The sequence below is a fragment of the Phenylobacterium conjunctum genome, from assembly GCF_042679085.1.
GTDB classification, from domain to species: Bacteria; Pseudomonadota; Alphaproteobacteria; order Caulobacterales; family Caulobacteraceae; genus Phenylobacterium; species Phenylobacterium conjunctum.
This window is the reverse complement of sequence record NZ_JBHTLQ010000003.1, coordinates 131,109-150,235: the sequence shown is the minus strand read 5'-3', so window position 1 is coordinate 150,235 and position 19,127 is coordinate 131,109. Positions and strand designations below refer to the sequence as shown.

The window sequence follows — 19,127 nt, the reverse complement described above, 5'->3', positions numbered from 1 at the left end:
CGCGCCGGCCCCTGCGCCGCGACCCGCGCCGCCGATCCGGCCGGCTGACGCGTGCGGCGCCGCCGAGGCGCAGACCTATGTGGGACGCCTGCGCACAGAAATCCCGGTGCCGGTTCTGCCGGCCCTGCAGCGCGTGGCCTGCACGACCTGTCCGGTGACGCTGGACTTCAATCCGCGCCGCCTGAACTTCTTCTACGACGCCGAGACCGGGATCATCAAAGAGGTGCGCTGCGGCTGAGGCCCTAGTTGGCCTTGATCGCCGTGATCACCGGCGGCTCGCCTGCCTCGACGGTGAAGGTGACCGACTGGCCGACCTTCAGCCCCGCCAGCAGTTCCGGCTTGGCCTGGAACGGCATGGTCATGGCCGGCCAGCCCAGGGCCGCGATCGGTCCGTGCTGCAGGGTCAGAGCGCCGGTCTTGGCGTCCAGCTTGCGGATCACCCCGGTTCCTTGTGCAGACGCCGGCGCGTCTTCAGCGGCCATGTGATGGCCTGCATGCCCGTCCATCCCCTGAGCCAGGGCGGGGGCGGCGGCGAGGGCGGCGACGACGGCGAGGATCGGAAGTTTCACGGCGACAACTCTTGAGGCGAACCAGGTGCGGCATATCTAGGCTCTGGATCGCAGGATGAAACCCTTTGCGGTCTGCGACCGAATAAGCGCAGACGATCCCCTGGACAGGCCATGACGATCTCCAACCCACATCGGCGTCACCTCCTCGCCGGCGGGGTCGCCCTGGGCCTTGCGCCGGGCTGGGCCCAGGCGGCGACCGCGGGTCCGGGGCGTGAGCTGTCGGGCGCCGACCTCAAGCTTGTGATCGACCACGGCATGCTGCGGGTGGGCGGCCGGGACGGCCACGCCGTCACGATCAACGGAACCGTTCCCGGACCGCTGCTGCGCCTGAAGGAGGGCCAGAAGGTCCGCCTGGCAGTGGAGAACCGCCTGGCTGAGGACACCTCGATCCACTGGCACGGCCTGCTGGTCCCCTCCAAGTACGACGGGGTTCCGGGCCTCAGCTTTCCGGGGATCCGACCGGGCGAGACCTTTGTCTACGAGTTCCCGCTGATCCAGTCCGGCACCTACTGGTATCACAGCCACTCCGGCCTGCAGGAGCCGATGGGCCACTATGCGCCGTTGATCATCGATCCGGCTGGCCCCGATCCCATCGTCAGCGACCGTGAGCATGTGATCATGCTCTCGGATTTCAGCTTCACCCACCCGCACGTCCTGATGACGCGCCTGAAGCAGCAGCCGGGCTACTTCAATTTTCAGAAGCAGACCCTGGCCGGCCTGCTCAGGGGCCGTGACCAGACCCTGGCGGAGCGCCGGGAGTGGGCCAAGATGCTCATGGATCCCACGGATATTTCAGACATTACGGGATCCGCCTTCACCTATCTTCTGAATGGCCGCGCGCCGGGTGAACCCTGGTCCGGCCTTGCGCGGACAGGCGAGCGGGTCCGCCTGCGGATCATCAACGCCGCCGCCCAGACCATCTTCAACCTGCGCATTCCGGGCCTGAAGCTGACGGTCGTCGCCGCCGACGGCCAGGCGGTGCGGCCCATCGAGGTCGACGAGCTGCAGATCGCCAACGCTGAGACCTATGACCTGATCGTCCAGCCCACCGAGGATCGCGCCTACGCCGTGGTCGCGGAAGCCGTGGACCGGTCGGGCATGGCGCGGGCGATCCTGGCGCCGCGGCCCGGCATGGCGGCAGAGTTTCCGCCCCTGCGCGAGCGCCCCCTGGGAACCATGCGCGACATGGGCATGGACATGAGCGCCATGACCATGGGCGGACCGCGCAAGGCCGCGCCGCCTCCGCCTCCGCCCGGCATGGCGCCGGTCAAGCCGCGCGGCTCAGACGTGATGGGCGACATGGGCGGCATGGAGATGTCCATGCGCGATCCGCTCAATGCGCCCAGCGTCAAGCTGACCCCTGGTGTTCAGAGCATCACCCCTATCGTCACCGACCGCACCGGCGAGCCGGGCCAGGGGCTGGAGAGCGTCGGCCACCGGGTGCTGACCTATCGCGACCTGGTCGCGCTGGCCCCCAATCCCGACACCCGGGCCCCAACCCGCACCCTCGAGATCCACCTTACCGGCAACATGGAGCGGTTCATGTGGGGCTTCGATGGCCTGTCCTATGCCGAGGATCCGCCGCCCTATCCGTTCCGCGAGGGCGAGCGCGTGCGGGTGACCCTGGTCAACGACACCATGATGGCCCATCCCATCCACCTGCACGGCCACTTCTTCGAGCTGGTTCATGGCCCGGACGGCCACAAGCCGCGCAAGCACACTGTGACGGTCCAGCCGGGCGGCAAGGTGGTCTTCGATCTCACCGCCGAGGCGGTCGGGGATTGGGCCATGCACTGCCACATGCTCTACCACATGCACGCCGGCATGTTCCGGGTGGTCACCGTGCGGCCGGAGGCCAAGGCATGAAGGCCCTGGTCCTCGCCGCCGCCCTGGTCGCCAGTCCCGCGCTCGCCCAGACCAATGCGCCCCCGCCGGTCCCGAGCGACCACACCGCCGACCGCGACTTTGATCCCGCCGCCATGGCCCGCGCCCGCGCGGTCCTGCGCCAGGAGCACGGCGGGATGCGCTATTCGCAGGTCATGGCCGACAGCCTCGAGGTCGGCGACGGCGCCTATGCCTGGGAGGGGCGAGCCTGGGTCGGCGGCGACCTGACCCGCGCCGTTTTCAAGACCCGTGGCGAAGGCGCCGAGGGCGAGCGCCCGGACACCGCCGAGGTCCAGGCCCTGTGGTCGCGGGCCATCGGACCCTATTTCGATGTCCAGGCCGGCCTGCGCCAGGATCTGGGTTCAGGCCCGCACCGCACCTGGGCCCTTCTGGGGACCGAAGGGCTCGCGCCCTACTGGTTCGACGTCCAGGGCGCGGTCTTCGTCTCCGACCGGAGCGAGGTGCTGGCGCGCGGGGAGGGCAGCTTCGATCTGCGCATCACCCAGCGCCTGATCCTGCAGCCCCGCGCCGAGCTGGAGGCGGCGGCCCGCGATTCGGACGCCCTCGGTCTCGGCGCCGGCCTGACCCGGGCCGAGGCGGGCCTGCGCCTGCGCTATGAGGTCAGCCGCCGGTTCGCGCCCTATGTGGGCCTGGCCTGGGAGCGCAAGCTGGGCGAGACGGCCTCCATCGCCCGCGCGGCGGGGGAAGATGTCGGCGGCAGCCGGATCGTGGTCGGGATAAGAGCCTGGAACTAGTCCAGTTTGATCGGCTCGACGCCCAGCTGGGCGAGCTCCTGTTCCAGAACCACCGGTTCAAGCGGCGCTGGATTGACCTGGGCGGCGGCGAGGCCAGACATGCCGGCGACGATCACCATGGCCAGGGCCAGGGCCCGCTGGGTCTTGGACAGCTTCATCGCGGGCCCTCGCTCACCGTGACGGTTTCATGAAGGATAGCGCCTGAGCCTGCGAAGGGAAGCGTTCCCGCCGCAGCCTCGCCCCAAAACAGGTATCGGCGCCTACTTGGCCGGCGGCGGGGTGACGAAATCGCCGGCCGGGCCGGGGAACACCACCGGGCTCTCATCCCCGGTCGGGGCGACAGCCGAGACGCCGAAGAACCAGTCGTCGATCACCACGCCCTTCAGCACCTCGCCCGAGGCCGCCACGTCCTTCGAATGCTCCCACTGCGGCGCTGTCGTCGAGCGCCAGTGGATGCGATAGCCGCTGGCCCCGGCCACGGGCTCCCAGCTGACCTTGGTGTCCGGCGAGACCTGGCCCTCGATCTTCACGCCGCGCGGCGGGGCCGGGGCCCGCGCCAGGGCCGCCATGGCCGCGACGTTCATCTTGGTCACCTTGGCGAGATAGGGGAAGTCGACGCCCTCGAGCACATCGCCGTAGGCGCGGCCGTTCTCGGTGCGAAGGTCCTGGTGCTGGCGGTCATAGTTCTCGGCGGCCTCGGTCACCCGCACCGCCGGGAAGCCGGCGTTGAGCATCTCGGTCTGGTCGCCGCCCCGGCCGAACCGGTCGGTGCGATAGACCATCACCACGTCCAGGTCCTTCACATAGGCGTCGGCGATCCCGTCCAGGAACCGCGCCACATTGCGTGAGGGGCTGTCGACCTCGCCGCCATTATAGCGCCGCTGGCTGGCCTGTTCCGGCGTCTCCAGGGTCTTGGTGCCTTCAGAGAACACCCGGACATGCTTGTCGTCGTGTGCGCCGGACGAGCCGTGGGTATTGCCGACGATGTCGTTGTTCAGGTTGGCCTCGACCACCCAGCCGCGCTCGCGGGCGAAAGCCGCCAGCACCCTGCCGCCATAGAGCCCCTGTTCCTCGCCCTCCAGCACCGCAAACACCAGGGTGGCGGGGAACTTGTACTTGGACAGCACCCGCGCGGCCTCGATCACCGCGGCGGTGCCAGAGCCGTCGTCATTGGTGCCGGGCGCGTCGGCCGTGGCGTTCATCGGATCGCTCACCCGGCTGTCGATGTGGCCGGAGATCACGATCACCCGGTTCGGATCGCTGGTCCCCTTCTGGATCGCCAGGATCGCGCCGATGGCCGTCGGGCCGGGCAGACGGCGGCCCTCAAACACCGTCTTGGGAACCTGAACCTCCAGGCAGCCGCCACAGGCCTTGGACATCGCCTCGAACTCTGACGCCGTCCAGCGCTCAGCCGCGCCGATGCCACGGGTTTCGGAGGTCCGGTCCGACAGGGTGTGCCGGGTGCCGAAACCGACCAGCTTGGTGATCGTCGCCTTCAACCGGTCGGCGCTGACCTCACTGACCGCCTTGGCGATCTCAGGCTTGGGCGCGGGCGCCGCCGCCATCAGGACCGGCGCGGCGAGCAGGGGCAGGAAACGACGCATGGGAGACTCCGAAAGGACTGCGGAGGGACCTTAGCCCGTCCGCCCCGCGCGTCACCCCTCCTTCAACGCCTCATACGCTTCGACCGCCTCCAGCCATTCGTGCTCGGCGGCCTCCAGCTTGGCCTGGGCCTCTTCGCGCTGGCGCCCCAGGGCCGCGGCCTTCTGCGGGTCCTTGGCGAAGATCTGTGGGTCGGTCAGGGCCTGGTCGAGCTTGGCCACAGCCTCGCTGGCCCGGTGCATGGCGGCTTCGGCCTGTTCGGCCCGGCGACGCGCGGGCCCGGTGGGGACCTTGGCGCGGGCGGGTGCGGGCTTGGGCGGCGGGGGCGGGGCTTCTTCGCGCACCTGGGTCGGGGCGCGGGCCTGGGCCTTGGCGCGCTCGACCACCATGCGGGCATAGTCTTCCATGTCGCCGTCGAAGGGCGCGATAGTCCCGTCGGCGGCCAGCCACAGCCGGTCGGCCACCATCTCCATCAGCGACCGGTCGTGGGCGATCAGCAGCACCGCGCCCTCATAGTCGTTCAGCGCATCCAGCAGGGCCCGGCGCGAGTCGATGTCCAAGTGGTTGGTGGGCTCGTCGAGGATCAGCAGGTGCGGGGCCTCCATGGCCACCAGGTTCAGCAGCAGCCGCGCCCGCTCGCCCCCCGACAGGTCCGCAACCTGAGTCTCGACCTTCTGAACGCCCAGACCGAACTGGGCCAGGCGCGAGCGCCGCGCGGCCTCGGTCGCCTCCGGCATGGCGCGCCGGATGATGTCCAGCGGCGTGTCCGCCGGGTCCATCGCCTCGATCTGGTGCTGGTGGAACCAGCCGACCTTCATCCGCCGGTCGCGCCGGAACTCCCCCGCCGTCGCCTCCAGGGCGCCCGCCACCAGCTTGGCGAAGGTCGACTTGCCGGCCCCGTTCACCCCCAGCAGGCCGATGCGGTCGTCCAGGTCCAGCCGCAGGTTCATGTTCCGCAGGATCGGCTTGCCGTCGCCATAGCCCGTCGAGACGCCTTCCAGCCGCAACAGGGGCGGGGCCACCGGCTTTTCCGGCGAGGGCAGGACGAAGGGGGCGGTGTGCTCGGCCACCACCGCCGAGACCGGCGGCAGGCGCGACAGCATCTTCAGGCGCGACTGGGCCTGGGTCGCCTTGGACGCCTTGGCCCGGAACCTGTCGACAAAGGACTGCAGGTGCGCCCGCTGGGCCTCGACCTTGGCGCGGGTGGATTCCTGCAGCCGGTCGCGCTCGGCCCGCTGCTGCTCGAAGTCGTCATAGCCGCCCGGATAGAGCTCCAGCTTGCCGCTCGCCAGGTGCAGGATGTGGTCGACCGAGTTGTTCAGGATGTCCCGGTCGTGGCTGATGATCAGGGCCGTGTGCGGGTACTTCTTCAGCCGCGCCTCGAGCCACAGGGCGCCTTCCAGATCGAGATAGTTGGTCGGCTCGTCGAGCAGCAGCAGGTCGGGCTCGGCGAACAGGGCCGCGGCCAGGGCCACCCGCATCCGCCAGCCGCCAGAGAACTCGGCCATCGGCCGACTGAGATCGGCGTGGGAAAAGCCCAGGCCCGCCAGGATTTCCGCCGCCCGGCTGGGCGCCCGGTCGGCGCCGATCTCCGACAGCCGGCCATAGATGTCGCCCATCCGCTCCGGCGCCGCGGTCTCCAGCTCTGCCAAGAGGCTCGCCCGCTCCTCGTCGGCCTCCAGCACCGTGTCCAGCAGCGACACCGGCGTCGCCGGATGCTCCTGGTCGACGGAGGCGATCCGCGCGGTCTTGGGATAGCTGATCTCGCCATCGCCCGCGCCCAGCTGGCCCAGGATCAGCTTGAACAGGGTCGACTTCCCAACCCCATTACGCCCCACCAGCCCCACCTTGGCGCCCACAGGCAGGCTCACGGTCGCATGGTCAAAGAACCGGCGGCCCCAGGAATCGAAGGTCAGATCGCGTATCAGCAACATGGCGGCCGCGCCTTTAGCAGACGCGGCTTGCGGCGTCGCGCCGCCAAGTTGTCCACGAACCACACGAACCACACGAACCTAGGGAACCGGTCGGGCTGGGTGCGCGCGTTCATCCTCCGCTCGCCCCGGCGAACGCCGGGGCCCAGATTCTGGAGTTCTGCGTTTCAAGGATCGGATCGCTCCCTGGCCTTCACAAATGCCCCGGCACAAGGCCCTCGGCGTTCGCCGGGGTGAGCTGACTGGGTTCGTGTGGTTCGTGTGGTTCGTGGATCGAAAAATCAGCCCACACCGCCCCATGCTTGGCGTTGTCACACGGGGCTGCTATGAGCCCGCACCCTTTGGGCGGGACCGCCCGCGCAAACCTCCACAAGAAAAGCTCGCAAGATCATGACTCAACGCACCTTCTCGATCATCAAGCCGGACGCCACCAAGCGCAACATCACCGGCAAGATCAACGCCGTCATCGAAGGCGCCGGCCTGCGCATCGTCGCTCAGCGCCGCATCCAGATGACCGAGGCCCAGGCCAAGAAGTTCTACGAGGTCCACAAGGAGCGCCCGTTCTACGGCGAACTGGTCGAGACCATGACCTCGGCCCCGGTCGTCGTTCAGGTGTTGGAAGGCGAAAACGCCGTCGCCAAGTACCGTGAAGTCATGGGTGCCACGAACCCGGAACAAGCCGCCGAAGGCACCATCCGCAAGCTGTTCGCCCTGAACGTCGGCGAGAACTCGGTCCACGGCTCCGACAGCCTGGAGAACGCCGCGATCGAAATCGCCCAGTTCTTCACCGACGCCGACATCGCCGGCTAATCCCGCCCGCCCCTCGGGGCGGAAAGGACCGCGAGATCAGACCCCTCCTGGCGCGAGCTGGGAGGGGTTTTTCGTGTGTTTGTAGGTCTCGGCCTTTACGTGCGCTGGACCAGACTCCGCGAGAACTGAAGCGCAGTGTTAGCGACGTTAAATCTGTTCAAATCTGCTGAAAGACTCGAGTCATTGAGGTGCTGAGAGATCGTTTCTTTAATGGCTTCAAATGGTACCACGATGGCGATTCCGGCGTTCACGCTATCCTTGATCGCATCTTCTGTGATTTGATCGCTGCTGATATCATTTTTTTTTACGTCAAAATGCCCATGTATTAGCCCCAGTAAGACGTGTTGAGGGCCGGGTGCTCCGAGGAGAGTTGAATTTCCTACTTGGCGCATTGCGCCGAAATTTATGAATACCGGTGAGCCGCTTAGGCCACCTATAGATCGCGCCTCTATCAGAAAGGCATCCATGTCGCCTTTCCTAGTTTTTATTCGTTCTTCATTCATTGCCGCAATGTTGCCCACCCGCACGATTGGGATATTTTTCTCATTTCCGAAATGATGGGCGAATAGTCCACTTACGAATACATCTTCTCCAATGTCAACGCCATACTCAGAAAGTATCGCGTCAGACGCGCCTAACGTCATTGGCAGAACTAGATGATCGGCGTCGGCCGGGAGTCCATGCTCACATATTGCGACATCAATACTGTCGTCAGTCTTGTTGAATTTCCATTCAGAGATGGGAATTTCAATTTCTACGAAAGTCTGATTTGGGGATTTCGCGTTCATTCGGATGACGCACGACTCACATCCCTGCGCAGCAAGGCCGTCAATCACGTGGCGAGCTGTAGTGATGAATACGTTCGACGCCCATGGAACGTTGGCATCCGGTTGAATGCCCAAAAAGAAAGAAGAGCCAACAGGCACCAGGCTCCCCGAGATTTTGTTGCGGAAGCAAACAAAAGCAACGGTCTTTAGGATTTCGCGTGGAATGTGCATGGCTCGGTTAACCTGCTTTAGATTGTGAGGCGGTTGCCTTGCGACGCCTAGCCACGAACGTGGTGCCAGCGAGGGGCACGCATCGAGCTACATCTATTCCTGCGTGTGGCGCTACCCTACCAACCCCACCTCCCGCATCAGGTCCTCCGTCGCCCGCCAGGCCCGCGCATCGCTGTCGGAGCTGTAGGCGAAGCCGGGCATGCCCCAGCTGTCGGCCTCGGGGTTGGTGAAGCTGTGGACCGTGCGGCCATAGACCAGCAGCCGCCAGTCGACACCGGCGGCCTCCATGTCCGCCTCGAACGCGGTCCGTTGCTCGGCCGGGACCGTGGGGTCCTGGGCGCCGATGTGCATCAGCACCTTGCCGGTGATCTTGGCGCTGTCCTGCGGCCGGACGGTCGAGAGCCCGCAGTGAAAGCCGACCACGGCCTTGAGGTCGGCGCCCGTGCGCGCCAGCTCCGTCACCGCCGTGCCGCCATAGCAGAAGCCTACCGCCGCCAGCCTTGAGGCGTCGGTGCGCGGATGGGCCTTCACCGCCTCCAGCGCCGCGCCCAACCGGGCCTGGATGTGCGCCGGGTCGGCCATGAACATCGCATAGCGCCGCCCCATCTCGGCCCGGTCGGTCACCACCTCGCCGCCGCCCTGATAGTCGGTGGCCAGGGCCACGAACCCCAACCCCGCCAGCCGGCGCGCCGCCGCCAGGGTGTGCTCGGTCACGCCGGGTGATTCATGGGCCACGATCACCCCAGGCGCGGGGCCGGACCCCGCCGGCTCGAACAGCCGCCCCACGAACTCGATGCCCTCAGCGGTGTAGGTGACGCGTGCGCCGTCCATGTCGTGTCTCTCCCTGTTGCGGCGGAGCTTAGGGGAGGGCGCCGCGAGAGGAACCACGAAAAACACGAAAAACACGAACAGGCCGAGCCGGCCCTCCCACCCGCTCATCCCGGCGAAGGCGGGGATCCAGGTGAAGTCCGCGGCGCCCAATCGTCCTCGCCACGGGCCCTATGATCTGGGCCCCGGCCTTCGCCGGGGTGAGCGGAGGCGTGGGCGGGATCTCGTTCGTGTTTTTCGTGTGGTTGGTGGTCAAAACCTCTTTCGAGCATGCCCCAGGCGAGGGCGCTTCAGGGCTGAGACGCCGCCGCGCGACCCTTGGGCTGGGGCGCGTCCACGCAGTTCTCGTCGCCCGCCAGCTTGCCCATGCAGGCAAAGGCCTCTGGGTCCTTCAGCCAGCCGGTCAGGCCGTGGCTGGTGCGGACTTTGACCCACCAGATGTCATCCGGCCGGGGAGCCTCGTTCCACTGGACCACCTGACGACCCTGGGAATCGAGTTCGTCGTCCGGCGGCAGGGTGAGTTGTTCGCCGCGGCGCCACACCGTCGTATAACCCTCGCCCTCCGGGATCAGCGCATAGATGACATCGCCTTGCTTGAAGGGCGGGGCGTCGATCAGCACGACCCCGCGCTGCGGGTGGCTCCAATAGAGGGTCTCGCGGACCGCCGCGCGATCCCCGGGCTTGGCGTAGCCGATGATCCGGGGCGAACCCGGCGCCTTGTAGAGCGGGACACTGGCCTTGGCGCGCCACCACATCGTGGTGTCGCACCCTTCGCCGGGGCAGACGTCGGGCTGCGCAAAGACGCCGTTCACGGTCGGAGGCCCGACGTCGGGTGTGGCGGCGGCCAGAACCAGCGCGGCGAAGAGGAACAGCATGGGCGTCTCCAGGAGCTCGGCGAAGACCTCCCATGCGCCTGCGCACGGCGCCAAGCTTCGGGGCGCCCAGACAGGGTGGGGCCGCCCCGAAGTCGCGAACAGAGGGGGCTCGAAACGATTGAATAATAAAGGATAATGGTAGTTCCGCAGGGTTGGTCGTCCACGCCGGAAACCCGTTCGTCCATGTTGACGTCAAACCGCTTGCCGTAACGGCCATCCTTCCCGGCTCGGCCCCTCTGAGATAGCCAGGGCGCCGGAACAGACACGTCAGGAGCCCCGCCCATGTACGACCTTCTGAAAGGCCTTCGCGTCGTTGAAGGCGCGGCCTTCGTCGCCGGGCCGACCTGCGGGCTCTACCTGGCCCAGATGGGCGCCGAGGTGATCCGCTTCGACAACATTGGCGGCGGGCCGGACTTCAACCGCTGGCCCCTGAGCCACGAGGGCAAGAGCCTCTATTGGGAAGGGCTGAACAAGTCCAAGAAGTCGGTGGCCATCGACCTGACCAGTCCGGCGGGCCGCGAACTGGCCCAGCGCCTGGCGGCCTCGCCCGGCGAGGACGGCGGCCTGTTTGTCACCAACTTCCCGGTCGACGGCTTCCTGTCCTACGACAAGCTCTCGGCCCTGCGGTCCGACCTGATCTGCGTTCGCGTCATGGGCTGGGCCGACGGCTCACAGGGCATGGACTACACGATCAACTCGGCTATCGGTCTGCCGCTGATGACCGGGCCTGTGGGCGACGAGCGGCCGGTGAACCATGTGCTCGCGGCCTGGGACCTGCTGACCGGCGCCTACTGCTCCTTCGCCCTGGTCTCGGCCCTGCTGGCGCGTCTGCGCGGCCGGGGCGGACGCGAGATCCGCGCGCCCCTGTCGGACATCGGGGCTGCGACCATGGCCAATCTCGGCTTCGTGGCCGAGACCCTGCAGACCGGCCATCAGCGGCCGCGCATGGGCAACGACATCTTCGGCGCCTTCGGCCGCGACTTCACCACCAAGGACGGGGTGAAGCTGATGCTGCTGGCCATCACGCCCAAGCAGTGGAGCAAGGCGCTGGAGGCCCTGTCTATCGCGCCTGCGGTCGCCGCCCTGGAGGCCGAACTCGGCGTCTCCTTCGCCACCGACGAGGGGCTGCGCTTCACCCACCGCGCCCGGCTCTATCCGCTGTTCGAGCAGGCCTTCGCGGCCCGTACGGCGGCCGAACTGACGCCGGCCTTCGACGCCGGCGGCGTGACCTGGGGCGCCTACCAGACCCTGGAGGCCGCGCTGCAGGACACCCGCCTGTTCAAGGACAACCCGTTGTTCGAGGACATCCGGCACCCGAGCGGCCTGACCTATCCGGCGCCTGGCGCCATGGGCACGATCCCGCAGGACCAGCGCCTGTCCGTTCAACCCGCGCCCAAGCTCGGCCAACATACCGACGAGGTGCTGGCCGAGGTGCTCGGCATGAGCTCCGGCGAGATCGGTAAGCTGCACGACGCCGGCGTGGTGGCCGGCCCCAAGGCCTGAGCCTTAGCTCGCTTTCAGCTGGCCGCAGACAAAGGCGTCCTCGCCGGCGGCCAGCAGGCCTTCCAGCACGTCCGGCGCGTCTTCCGGGGCGACGATCAGGATCAGGCCGACCCCGCAGTTGAAGGTGCGGCGCAGCTCGTGGTCGGCCACGCCGCCTTGCTCCTGCAGCCAGGCGAAGACCGGGGGCAGGGGCCAGGCGTTCCAGTCGAACTCGGCTTCCAGGCCGTCGGCGATGGCGCGCGGCGGGTTCTCGATCAGGCCGCCGCCGGTGATGTGGGCGCAGCCCTTGATCCGGCCGGCCTTGATCTGCGGCAGGACCGACTTGATGTAGATCCGTGTCGGGGCCATCAGCGCCTGGGCCAGGGTCTTGCCTTGCGCGAACGGCGCCGGGGCGTCCCAGCCAAGGCCCGAGCGCTCGACAATGCGGCGGACGAGCGAATAGCCGTTGGAGTGCGGACCGGACGACCCCAGGCCGATGATCAGGTCGCCCTCAGCCTGGTCGCCCAGGCGGGGCAGGACCGCGCCGCGCTCGACCGCGCCCACCGAAAAGCCGGCCAGGTCGTAGTCGCCTTCCTTGTACATGCCCGGCATCTCAGCCGTCTCACCGCCGACCAGGGCGCATCCGGCCAGAGAACAGCCCTCGGCGATCCCGGCCACGACCCGGGCGGCCTCGTCGACATTCAGCTTGCCGGTGGCGAAGTAGTCGAGGAACAGCAGAGGCTCGGCGCCCTGGGCCAACAGGTCGTTGACGCACATGCCGACCAGGTCGATCCCCACGGTGTCATGCAGGCCGGTGTCGATGGCGACCTTCAGCTTGGTCCCGACCCCATCGGTAGTGGACACGAGCAAGGGATCGGCGTAGCCCGCCGCCTTGAGGTCGAACAGCGCGCCGAAGCCGCCCAGAGCTGCATCGGCGCCGGGACGGCGGGTGGCCTTGGCGTACGGCTTGATCTTCTCGATGAGGGCGTTGCCGGCGTCGATATCCACGCCGGCCTGGGCGTAGGTGAGACCGTTCGGACGATCGCTCATGGGACGTAAAACCTCAAGAAAATCGCCGCCGGGGTTGCAGACTCGGGTGTGCGCGGGGCTATAGCTAATTGATGACGCCGATTACAACCACCGCCGAACTCGCGGCGTTCTGTGACAAGCTGAAAGGCCAGCCTTTCGTCGCCGTGGACACCGAGTTCATGCGCGAGACGACCTACTGGCCGAAGCTGTGCCTGATCCAGGCCGCCGCGCCCAATGCCGAGGCGGTGATCGACCCGCTCGCCGAAGGCATGGACCTCGAGCCGTTCCTGGAAATCCTGCGTGACGAGTCCATCGACAAGGTCTTCCACGCCGCCCGCCAGGACGTCGAAATCTTCAATAATCTGAAGGCGATGCCCAAGCCTCTGTTCGACACCCAGGTCGCCGGCATGGCGGCGGGCTATGGCGAGCAGATCGCCTATGACGCCCTGGTGCGGCAGATGCTGAAGATCGAACTCGACAAGTCGAGCCGCTTCACCGACTGGGCCCGACGGCCCCTGACCGAGGCCCAGCTGACCTACGCCCTGGCCGATGTGACCCACCTGGCCAAGCTCTATCCGATGCTGAAGGCGCGGCTGGAAAAAGAAGGCCGGCTCGCCTGGGTCATGGACGAGATGGGTAATCTCTGCGACCCGGCGAACTACGACGTCGATCCGGAGAACGCCTGGCGCCGGCTCAAGCCGCGTAAGCACACGGCCAAGTACTTGGCGGTCTATCGCGCCGTCGCCGCCTGGCGCGAGCGCACCGCCCAGATGCGCGACCAGCCGCGCGGCCGCATCCTGAAGGACGAGGCGATCGACGAACTGGCCACCCAGGCCCCGACCGACGCGGCGGCGCTGGATCGCCTGCGCTCGGTGCCCAAGGGCTTCTCGGGCTCGCGCTTTGGCCCCGACCTGCTGGCCGCCGTGCGCGAGGCCCTGAAGGACCCGGAAGCCTACGCTCCGGTCATCGAGCGCAACCGCCTGGCCCCGTCGCCGGCGGCGGGCGCCGTGGTCGAGCTGCTGAAGGTGCTGTTGAAGGCGCGGGCCGAGGATGCGGGTGTGGCCTCCAAGCTGATCGCCACGGTCTCCGACCTCGAACAGATCGCCAATGACGATGAGGCCAAGACCCCGGCCCTGACCGGCTGGCGCCGCGAGGCCTTTGGTGAGGACGCCCTGAAGCTCAAGCGCGGCGAACTGGCCCTGGTGCTCGACGGCACGCGCGTACGGGTGGTCGAAGTGCGCCGGGCGCCCAAGGCCGCGGAATAGACGTGCGCCTGCTCCTGAACCTTCTGTGGTTCGTGCTTGGGGGCTGGGTGTCCCTGCTGCTGTGGCTGCTGTCCGGCGTTCTGCTGGCCATCACGGTCGTGGGCCTGCCCTGGTCCATGGCGGCGTTCCGGATCGCGAGCTTCAGCGCCTGGCCCTTCGGACGCCAGGTGGTCTCAAAGCCCGATGGCGAGCTCGGCACCGGGCCCTTCGGGTTCCTGCTGAACGTGATCTGGTTCCTGCTGGGCGGCTGGTACCTGGCGGCCAGTCATCTGGTCATGGGCGTGGGCCTGATGCTGACCATCATCGGCATCCCATTCGGCCTGCAGCACATCAAGCTGGCGGTGATCTCCCTGGCGCCGGTCGGCAAGCAGGTTGTGGATATCTAGGCGAGATCCACCGGGTGTCCCGGCTCGATCCCCCGCTTATCCACAGGATGTCTACAGGCCCACCTCGCTGGGGTGGGCCTCATTCAGCAGCGGCTCGCCCTTCAGGAAGCGCTCAAGGTTGGCGACGAACAGGTCGTCGCCCCGGCCCACCGTGCCCTGGCCAGAGTTGGAGGTGTGGGCGCTGACCCGGACCTTGGGATGCTCCCAGATCCAGCTGTCCTGCGGCAGCGGCTCGACAGCAAAGACGTCCAGCACGGCGCGACCCGGCTGGTCCGTATCGAGCCCAACCCGCAGGGCGTCCTCGTCCACCAGCCCGCCGCGGCCGATATTGATCAGGATCGCGCCAGGCTTCAGGGCGCTGAAGAAGGCCGCGTCGGCCATGCCGCGGGTCTCGTCGGTCAAGGCGCAGGCCAGCACCACGACATCGGCCTTGGGCAAGAGGGTGGGCAAGGCGTCCATGGTCGAGACGCTGTCGGCGTACTCGTCCGCCCCCGCGGCGCGCCGGACCACATCAAGGGGCGCGCCGAAGGCCTTGGCCCGCTTGGCGATTTCGCGACCGATTGAGCCATAGCCGATCAGGCACCAGCGGGTCTGGCTGACCTCTCGATAGGGCGTCATCTTCCAGGTCTTCTGGGCTTGGGCCTGTCGCTGTTCGTCGATGGGCAGGATCAGGCTGACCGCATGACCGACCACGTACTCGGCGATGGCGACGGCCTGGGCGTTGCTCTTCGAGATCCGCACGCCCTTGGCTATGATCGACTTGAAGATCGGGGCGTCCAGGCCGGCGTTGAAGGTCTGCAGCCACTGCATCCGCGTCCCCTTGAGGATGCGGCCGATCAGGGCGCCCATCTGGCCGCCGGCATAGGCGTCCAGGGTGGTCCAGGCCAGGTCAGGATCGACCTCTTCCGGCGGGATCGCCACGCCGTCGCGGGCGAAGCTGTCCGGCCCGTCGACGGTCACGATGTCCAGGTCGCCCGCGAAGGGCGCGATCCTGTCTTTCACGCGATCCAGGGCGGCGGCGGAGAGCAGGAGCTGCATGGGAAACCTCAGCCGAGCTGGAGTTTGAGTTTCAGGGCCTGGGCCAGGGTGTTGGCGCGCTTGGGCGTCTGTTCGCCCAGCAGCATGTCCCGCCAGCCGGGTTCGGCGGACAGCCTCAGGCGGCCGTCTTCGTTGGTGAGGCTGGCGCGGGGCAACAGCTTCGGATTGCGTCCCGCCAGGTCGCAGCCGAGACGGATCGCCGCGCCCAACGCCCGCGCCCGCTGGCGCCGCTCGACCGTCAGCACGCGGCCGACCGTGGTGGTGTCCGGCGGGTTGGGCGCCGATGAGTGTCGGGCGAAGGCCACGGAGGCCAGGAAGGCCCGCTCGGCATGGGTCATGCCGGCGATGGGCGCCCTCAAGACCTGATCGAAGGCGAGATCGGCCCTGTGGTCCGGGTGGAGACGCGCGCCGAGCTCGGCCAATCGGCAGGCGGCGGCCACCAGGGTCGGATCCCGATGGCCGAACACCGGGTCGAGACCGGCGAACACCGGGGTCAGCCAGGCCTCGACCGCGTGCCCCAGTTCGCTGCCGAACCCGCGGACGCCGGCCAGGGATTCGCAGCCCTCGATCAGGGGATCCTTCGCCCGATCTTCGGCGCCCATGCCCTCGAGCAACAGGCCTTCGCGAACCCCAAACGCCGAGATGACAATCCTCTCGACGCCGAGGCGCTCGATCAGCGTCTCCAGCACGACGGCGGAATAGGGCAGGGTGTCGTAGCGCTTCTTCGACAGCCCCTCGATGCGTTCCAGCGAGGTGCGCGACTGGCGCGCGACGAAGCGGGCCAGGTCAATGGCTTCGGCTCGGCTGATCTCGTACTGGTGAGCGACGTGCAGGGGATAGTCGGCCATGCGCATATGCAGCAGGCCGAGATTGCGCCAGCCGCCGCCGACCGCATGGAACTCGCGGCTGGCGAACCGCGCCGCCACCGGCCTGAGCACCTGATCGATGGCCTTGCGCGTGCGATCCATGTCCAGCGGCGCCGGCGCGCCCAGGGCGAAGGGGCCCAGCGGCAGAGTGGCCCCGTCCTGGGCGTCGGGGAGCCGAATCAGCTCGAGGCTGGAGCCGCCCAGGTCGCCGACGACCCCCGTTGCGTCCGGCTGACCCGCCAGGACGCCCAGCGCCGCGTAGTGCGCCTCCTCCTCGCCGGAGAGCACCCGCACCTTGAGGCCGGTTTCGTCGTGAATCCGCTGGACGAAGGCCGGGCCGTCCGCGGCCTCGCGCACGGCGGCGGTGGCGACCACATAGAGGTCCTCGGGCGGCCAGCCGTCGAGCACGGCGCGGAAGCGACGGATGGCGGCCAGGGCGGTCTCGCCGCCGTCCAGGGACAGCCGTCCGGTCTTGGTCAGGTCCCGGCCAAGGCCCGCCAGCGCCTTCTCGTTGAAGACGGTCCAGATCGCCCGGCCTTCCAGGCGATAGATGACAAGGCGGACGGAGTTCGACCCGATGTCGATGACGGCGGCCTGCCGGCCCGGGTTACTGTCCGCGCGAAGCCACATGATCAATCGCGCGCGGCATGTCCTTCACCTTCTGTCCCCGTCCGGAAAGGCTGGGATTGGTCATGAAGTACTCGTGCGCGGAGAATGCGCCCGGGTGCTCCCATGACGGGTCCCGGGTATAGCGGCCGTCGGCGTCCAGCGTCCAGCTTTGCGCCTCATCCTTCAGGTTCGCGACCATGATCTGTTGCAAGACCTGTTGGTGCACCGTGGGATTTTCCACAGGCGTCAGGGCCTCCACCCGGCGATCCAGGTTGCGGGGCATCCAGTCGGCCGAGGAGATGAACACGCGGGCCTCGGACGAGGGCATGGGCGCGCCGTTGGAGAAGGCCACGATCCGCGCGTGCTCCAGGAACCGGCCGACGATGGACTTGACCCGGATGTTCTCAGACAGGCCGGGCACGCCGGGGCGCAGGCAGCAGATGCCGCGGATCACCAGGTCGATGGACACCCCCGCCTGGCTGGCGGCGTAGAGGGCGTCGATGATGACAGGGTCCACCAGGGCGTTCAGCTTGGCCCAGATGGCGGCTGGCTTGCCGGCCTTGGCGTTGTCGGCCTCGCGACGGATCAACTCCAGCAGGTCATGCTTCATGGTCACCGGCGAGAAGGACAGCTTCTCCAGCTTGTCCGGCTTCGCATAGCCCGTGATGTAGTTGAAAAGCCGTGCAGAATCCCGGCTCAGCGCCGGATCGGCGGTGAACAGGGACAGGTCGGTGTAGATGCGCGCCGTCACCGGGTGATAGTTGCCGGTCCCGAAGTGGCAGTAGGTGCGAAGCGCGTCGCCCTCCTTGCGGACCACCATCGAGAGCTTGGCGTGGGTCTTGTACTCCACGAAGCCGAAGACCACGTGCACGCCGGCGCGTTCCAGGTCGCGCGCCCACTTCAGGTTGGCCTCCTCGTCGAAGCGGGCCTTGATCTCCACCAGGGCGGTGACGTTCTTGCCGTTCTCCGCCGCCTCGATCAGGGCGGCCACGATCGGGCTGTTGGACGAGGTCCGATAGAGGGTCTGCTTGATCGCCAGGACGTTCGGATCGCGCGCGGCCTGACGCAGGAACTGCACCACCACGTCGAAGCTCTCGAAGGGATGGTGGACCAGGATGTCCTTCTCGCGGATGGCGGCGAAGCAGTCGCCGGCATGGTCGCGGATCCGTTCGGGGAAACGCGGCTCAAAGGCTTTGAACTTCAGGTCCGGACGGTCCGACGGAATCAGCTGGGCGAGCTCGTCGAGGCCTAGCAGGCCGTCGATCATGATCACGTCCTCGTCCTGGGCGTGAAGATTCTCGCAGATGAAGTCGCGCAACTCGACCGGCATGGCCGCCTCGATCTCGACGCGGACGACCGAGCCCAGGCGGCGTTGCTTCAGCCGCATCTCGAACTCGCGGACCAGGTCTTCGGCCTCTTCCTCCATTTCAACGTCGGAATCGCGGATCAGGCGGAACACGCCCTGGCCCTCGATCTCGCAGCCCGGGAACAGGCGGTCGAGGAACAGGGCGACCAGGCTCTCCAGGGGCAGGAAGCGCCGCTCGGACTTGCGCCGACGTCCCGCCGTCGGGACCTCCCAGAAGCGGGCCACCTGGGCCGGAATTGGCACCAGGGCGTAGAGCACCCGTCCATCGGACTGCCGGCGGATCTTCAGGACCAGCGAGAAGGCGAGGTTCGGAATGAAAGGAAACGGGTGGGCCGGGTCGATGGCCAGGGGCGTCAGCACCGGAAACACCCGCGACAGGAAGGTCTCTTCCAGCGCCAGGCGCTCCGTCGGGGTCACCTGATCGCCGGTGGCGACGCGCAGGCCTTCCTCGGCCAATTCGGTCGCCAGGTCGCGCCAGCGGGTCTGCTGGTCGGCCATGAGGTTGGCGGCCTCGGCGTTCACCTGGTCCAACTGCTGGGCGGCGGTCAGGCCTTCCTGGCTCACCACCCGGACGCCTTCGCGGACCTGAGCCTTCAGGCCGGCGACGCGCACCATGTAGAACTCATCGAGATTGTTCGCGCAGATCGACAGGAAGCGCAGGCGCTCCAGCAGCGGATGCCGCGGGTTCTTGCTTTCGTCCAGGACGCGCTCGTTGAAGGCCAGCCACGAGAGTTCGCGATTGAAGAACCGCTTCGGCGACTTGGCCAGTTCCGGGTCGAGCACCAGATCGGTGGCGACGGCGGCTTCCGTTGCGACGGGCGCGGCGAGGGTCAT

Annotated in this window: 18 protein-coding genes; 7 read left to right on the top strand and 11 right to left on the bottom strand. The window is 67.6% G+C overall.

The window, feature by feature from the left end:
• The coding region (locus tag ACFQ27_RS02370) for a peptidase inhibitor I78 (protein ID WP_377352267.1) at positions 1–238 on the top strand (238 nt) is incomplete at its 5' end.
• Positions 239–242: 4 nt separating this feature from the next.
• Here ACFQ27_RS02370 and ACFQ27_RS02365 read toward each other — a convergent pair.
• Entirely contained in the window at positions 243–569 is a 327-nt protein-coding gene (locus ACFQ27_RS02365; protein ID WP_374347662.1) for a copper-binding protein, read from the bottom strand.
• Between the two features lie 111 nt (positions 570–680).
• Here ACFQ27_RS02365 and ACFQ27_RS02360 point away from each other — a divergent pair, with 111 nt between their 5' ends.
• Positions 681–2,435 (top strand): copper resistance system multicopper oxidase, encoded by a 1,755-nt coding sequence (locus ACFQ27_RS02360; RefSeq protein ID WP_377352265.1) that lies wholly within the window; start codon positions 681–683, stop codon positions 2,433–2,435.
• Positions 2,432–3,208 carry a copper resistance protein B gene (locus ACFQ27_RS02355; protein WP_377352264.1) on the top strand — a complete coding sequence of 259 codons (777 nt, stop codon included), beginning with the start codon at positions 2,432–2,434 and terminating at the stop codon, positions 3,206–3,208. Before ACFQ27_RS02360 ends, ACFQ27_RS02355 begins: the two co-directional genes overlap by 4 nt.
• Here the strand turns inward: ACFQ27_RS02355 and ACFQ27_RS02350 are convergent.
• The 3 genes from ACFQ27_RS02350 to ACFQ27_RS02340 all read right to left on the bottom strand — a co-directional run bounded on the left by ACFQ27_RS02350 (position 3,205) and on the right by ACFQ27_RS02340 (position 6,744).
• Positions 3,205–3,366, bottom strand: coding sequence for a hypothetical protein (locus ACFQ27_RS02350; protein WP_374347667.1), 162 nt, complete (start codon positions 3,364–3,366; stop codon positions 3,205–3,207). The two genes, ACFQ27_RS02355 and ACFQ27_RS02350, sit on opposite strands and share 4 nt — an antisense overlap.
• Positions 3,367–3,468: 102 nt before the next feature.
• A complete protein-coding gene (locus ACFQ27_RS02345; protein WP_377352262.1) occupies positions 3,469–4,812 on the bottom strand; it encodes a M28 family peptidase in 1,344 nt (447 codons plus the stop codon).
• Positions 4,813–4,863: 51 nt separating this feature from the next.
• A complete protein-coding gene (locus tag ACFQ27_RS02340; protein ID WP_377352261.1) occupies positions 4,864–6,744 on the bottom strand; it encodes an ABC-F family ATP-binding cassette domain-containing protein in 1,881 nt (626 codons plus the stop codon).
• A gap of 387 nt (positions 6,745–7,131) precedes the next feature.
• Between ACFQ27_RS02340 and ndk the strand changes: the two genes are divergently transcribed.
• Positions 7,132–7,551 (top strand): nucleoside-diphosphate kinase, encoded by a 420-nt coding sequence (gene ndk, locus ACFQ27_RS02335; protein ID WP_374347673.1) that lies wholly within the window; start codon positions 7,132–7,134, stop codon positions 7,549–7,551.
• A 95-nt stretch (positions 7,552–7,646) separates the two neighbouring features.
• Here ndk and ACFQ27_RS02330 read toward each other — a convergent pair whose 3' ends face one another.
• From ACFQ27_RS02330 to ACFQ27_RS02320, 3 genes are all read right to left on the bottom strand, one after another.
• Entirely contained in the window at positions 7,647–8,549 is a 903-nt protein-coding gene (locus tag ACFQ27_RS02330; protein WP_377352259.1) for a hypothetical protein, read from the bottom strand.
• 111 nt (positions 8,550–8,660) lie between these two features.
• Entirely contained in the window at positions 8,661–9,380 is a 720-nt protein-coding gene (locus ACFQ27_RS02325; protein WP_377352257.1) for a dienelactone hydrolase family protein, read from the bottom strand.
• 287 nt (positions 9,381–9,667) lie between these two features.
• Positions 9,668–10,252 carry a hypothetical protein gene (locus ACFQ27_RS02320; protein ID WP_377352256.1) on the bottom strand — a complete coding sequence of 195 codons (585 nt, stop codon included), beginning with the start codon at positions 10,250–10,252 and terminating at the stop codon, positions 9,668–9,670.
• Positions 10,253–10,534: 282 nt separating this feature from the next.
• Between ACFQ27_RS02320 and ACFQ27_RS02315 the strand changes: the two genes are divergently transcribed.
• Complete coding sequence (locus tag ACFQ27_RS02315) at positions 10,535–11,755, top strand: CoA transferase (RefSeq protein ID WP_377352255.1); 1,221 nt, start codon at positions 10,535–10,537, stop codon at positions 11,753–11,755.
• 3 nt (positions 11,756–11,758) lie between these two features.
• Here the strand turns inward: ACFQ27_RS02315 and purM are convergent, their stop codons facing one another.
• On the bottom strand, positions 11,759–12,784 hold the full coding sequence (gene purM / locus ACFQ27_RS02310) for a phosphoribosylformylglycinamidine cyclo-ligase (RefSeq protein WP_377352254.1): 1,026 nt from the start codon (positions 12,782–12,784) through the stop codon (positions 11,759–11,761).
• Between the two features lie 71 nt (positions 12,785–12,855).
• Here purM and rnd point away from each other — a divergent pair, with 71 nt between their 5' ends.
• On the top strand, positions 12,856–14,028 hold the full coding sequence (gene rnd / locus ACFQ27_RS02305) for a ribonuclease D (RefSeq protein ID WP_377352253.1): 1,173 nt from the start codon (positions 12,856–12,858) through the stop codon (positions 14,026–14,028).
• Positions 14,029–14,030: 2 nt separating this feature from the next.
• A complete protein-coding gene (locus ACFQ27_RS02300) occupies positions 14,031–14,414 on the top strand; it encodes a YccF domain-containing protein (RefSeq protein ID WP_377352252.1) in 384 nt (127 codons plus the stop codon).
• Between the two features lie 51 nt (positions 14,415–14,465).
• Here the strand turns inward: ACFQ27_RS02300 and ACFQ27_RS02295 are convergent, their stop codons facing one another.
• From ACFQ27_RS02295 to ACFQ27_RS02285, 3 genes are read right to left on the bottom strand one after another with little or no spacing between them, the layout of a single operon-like run.
• Positions 14,466–15,452, bottom strand: a complete 987-nt coding sequence (locus tag ACFQ27_RS02295) for a D-2-hydroxyacid dehydrogenase (RefSeq protein ID WP_377352251.1) — start codon at positions 15,450–15,452, stop codon at positions 14,466–14,468.
• 8 nt (positions 15,453–15,460) lie between these two features.
• The gene (locus ACFQ27_RS02290) at positions 15,461–16,948 is read right to left on the bottom strand and encodes a Ppx/GppA phosphatase family protein (RefSeq protein WP_374347690.1); all 1,488 of its coding nucleotides are present in this window, start codon (positions 16,946–16,948) and stop codon (positions 15,461–15,463) included.
• Complete coding sequence (locus tag ACFQ27_RS02285; protein WP_377352250.1) at positions 16,926–19,127, bottom strand: RNA degradosome polyphosphate kinase; 2,202 nt, start codon at positions 19,125–19,127, stop codon at positions 16,926–16,928. The genes ACFQ27_RS02290 and ACFQ27_RS02285 overlap by 23 nt, the downstream gene beginning before the upstream one ends.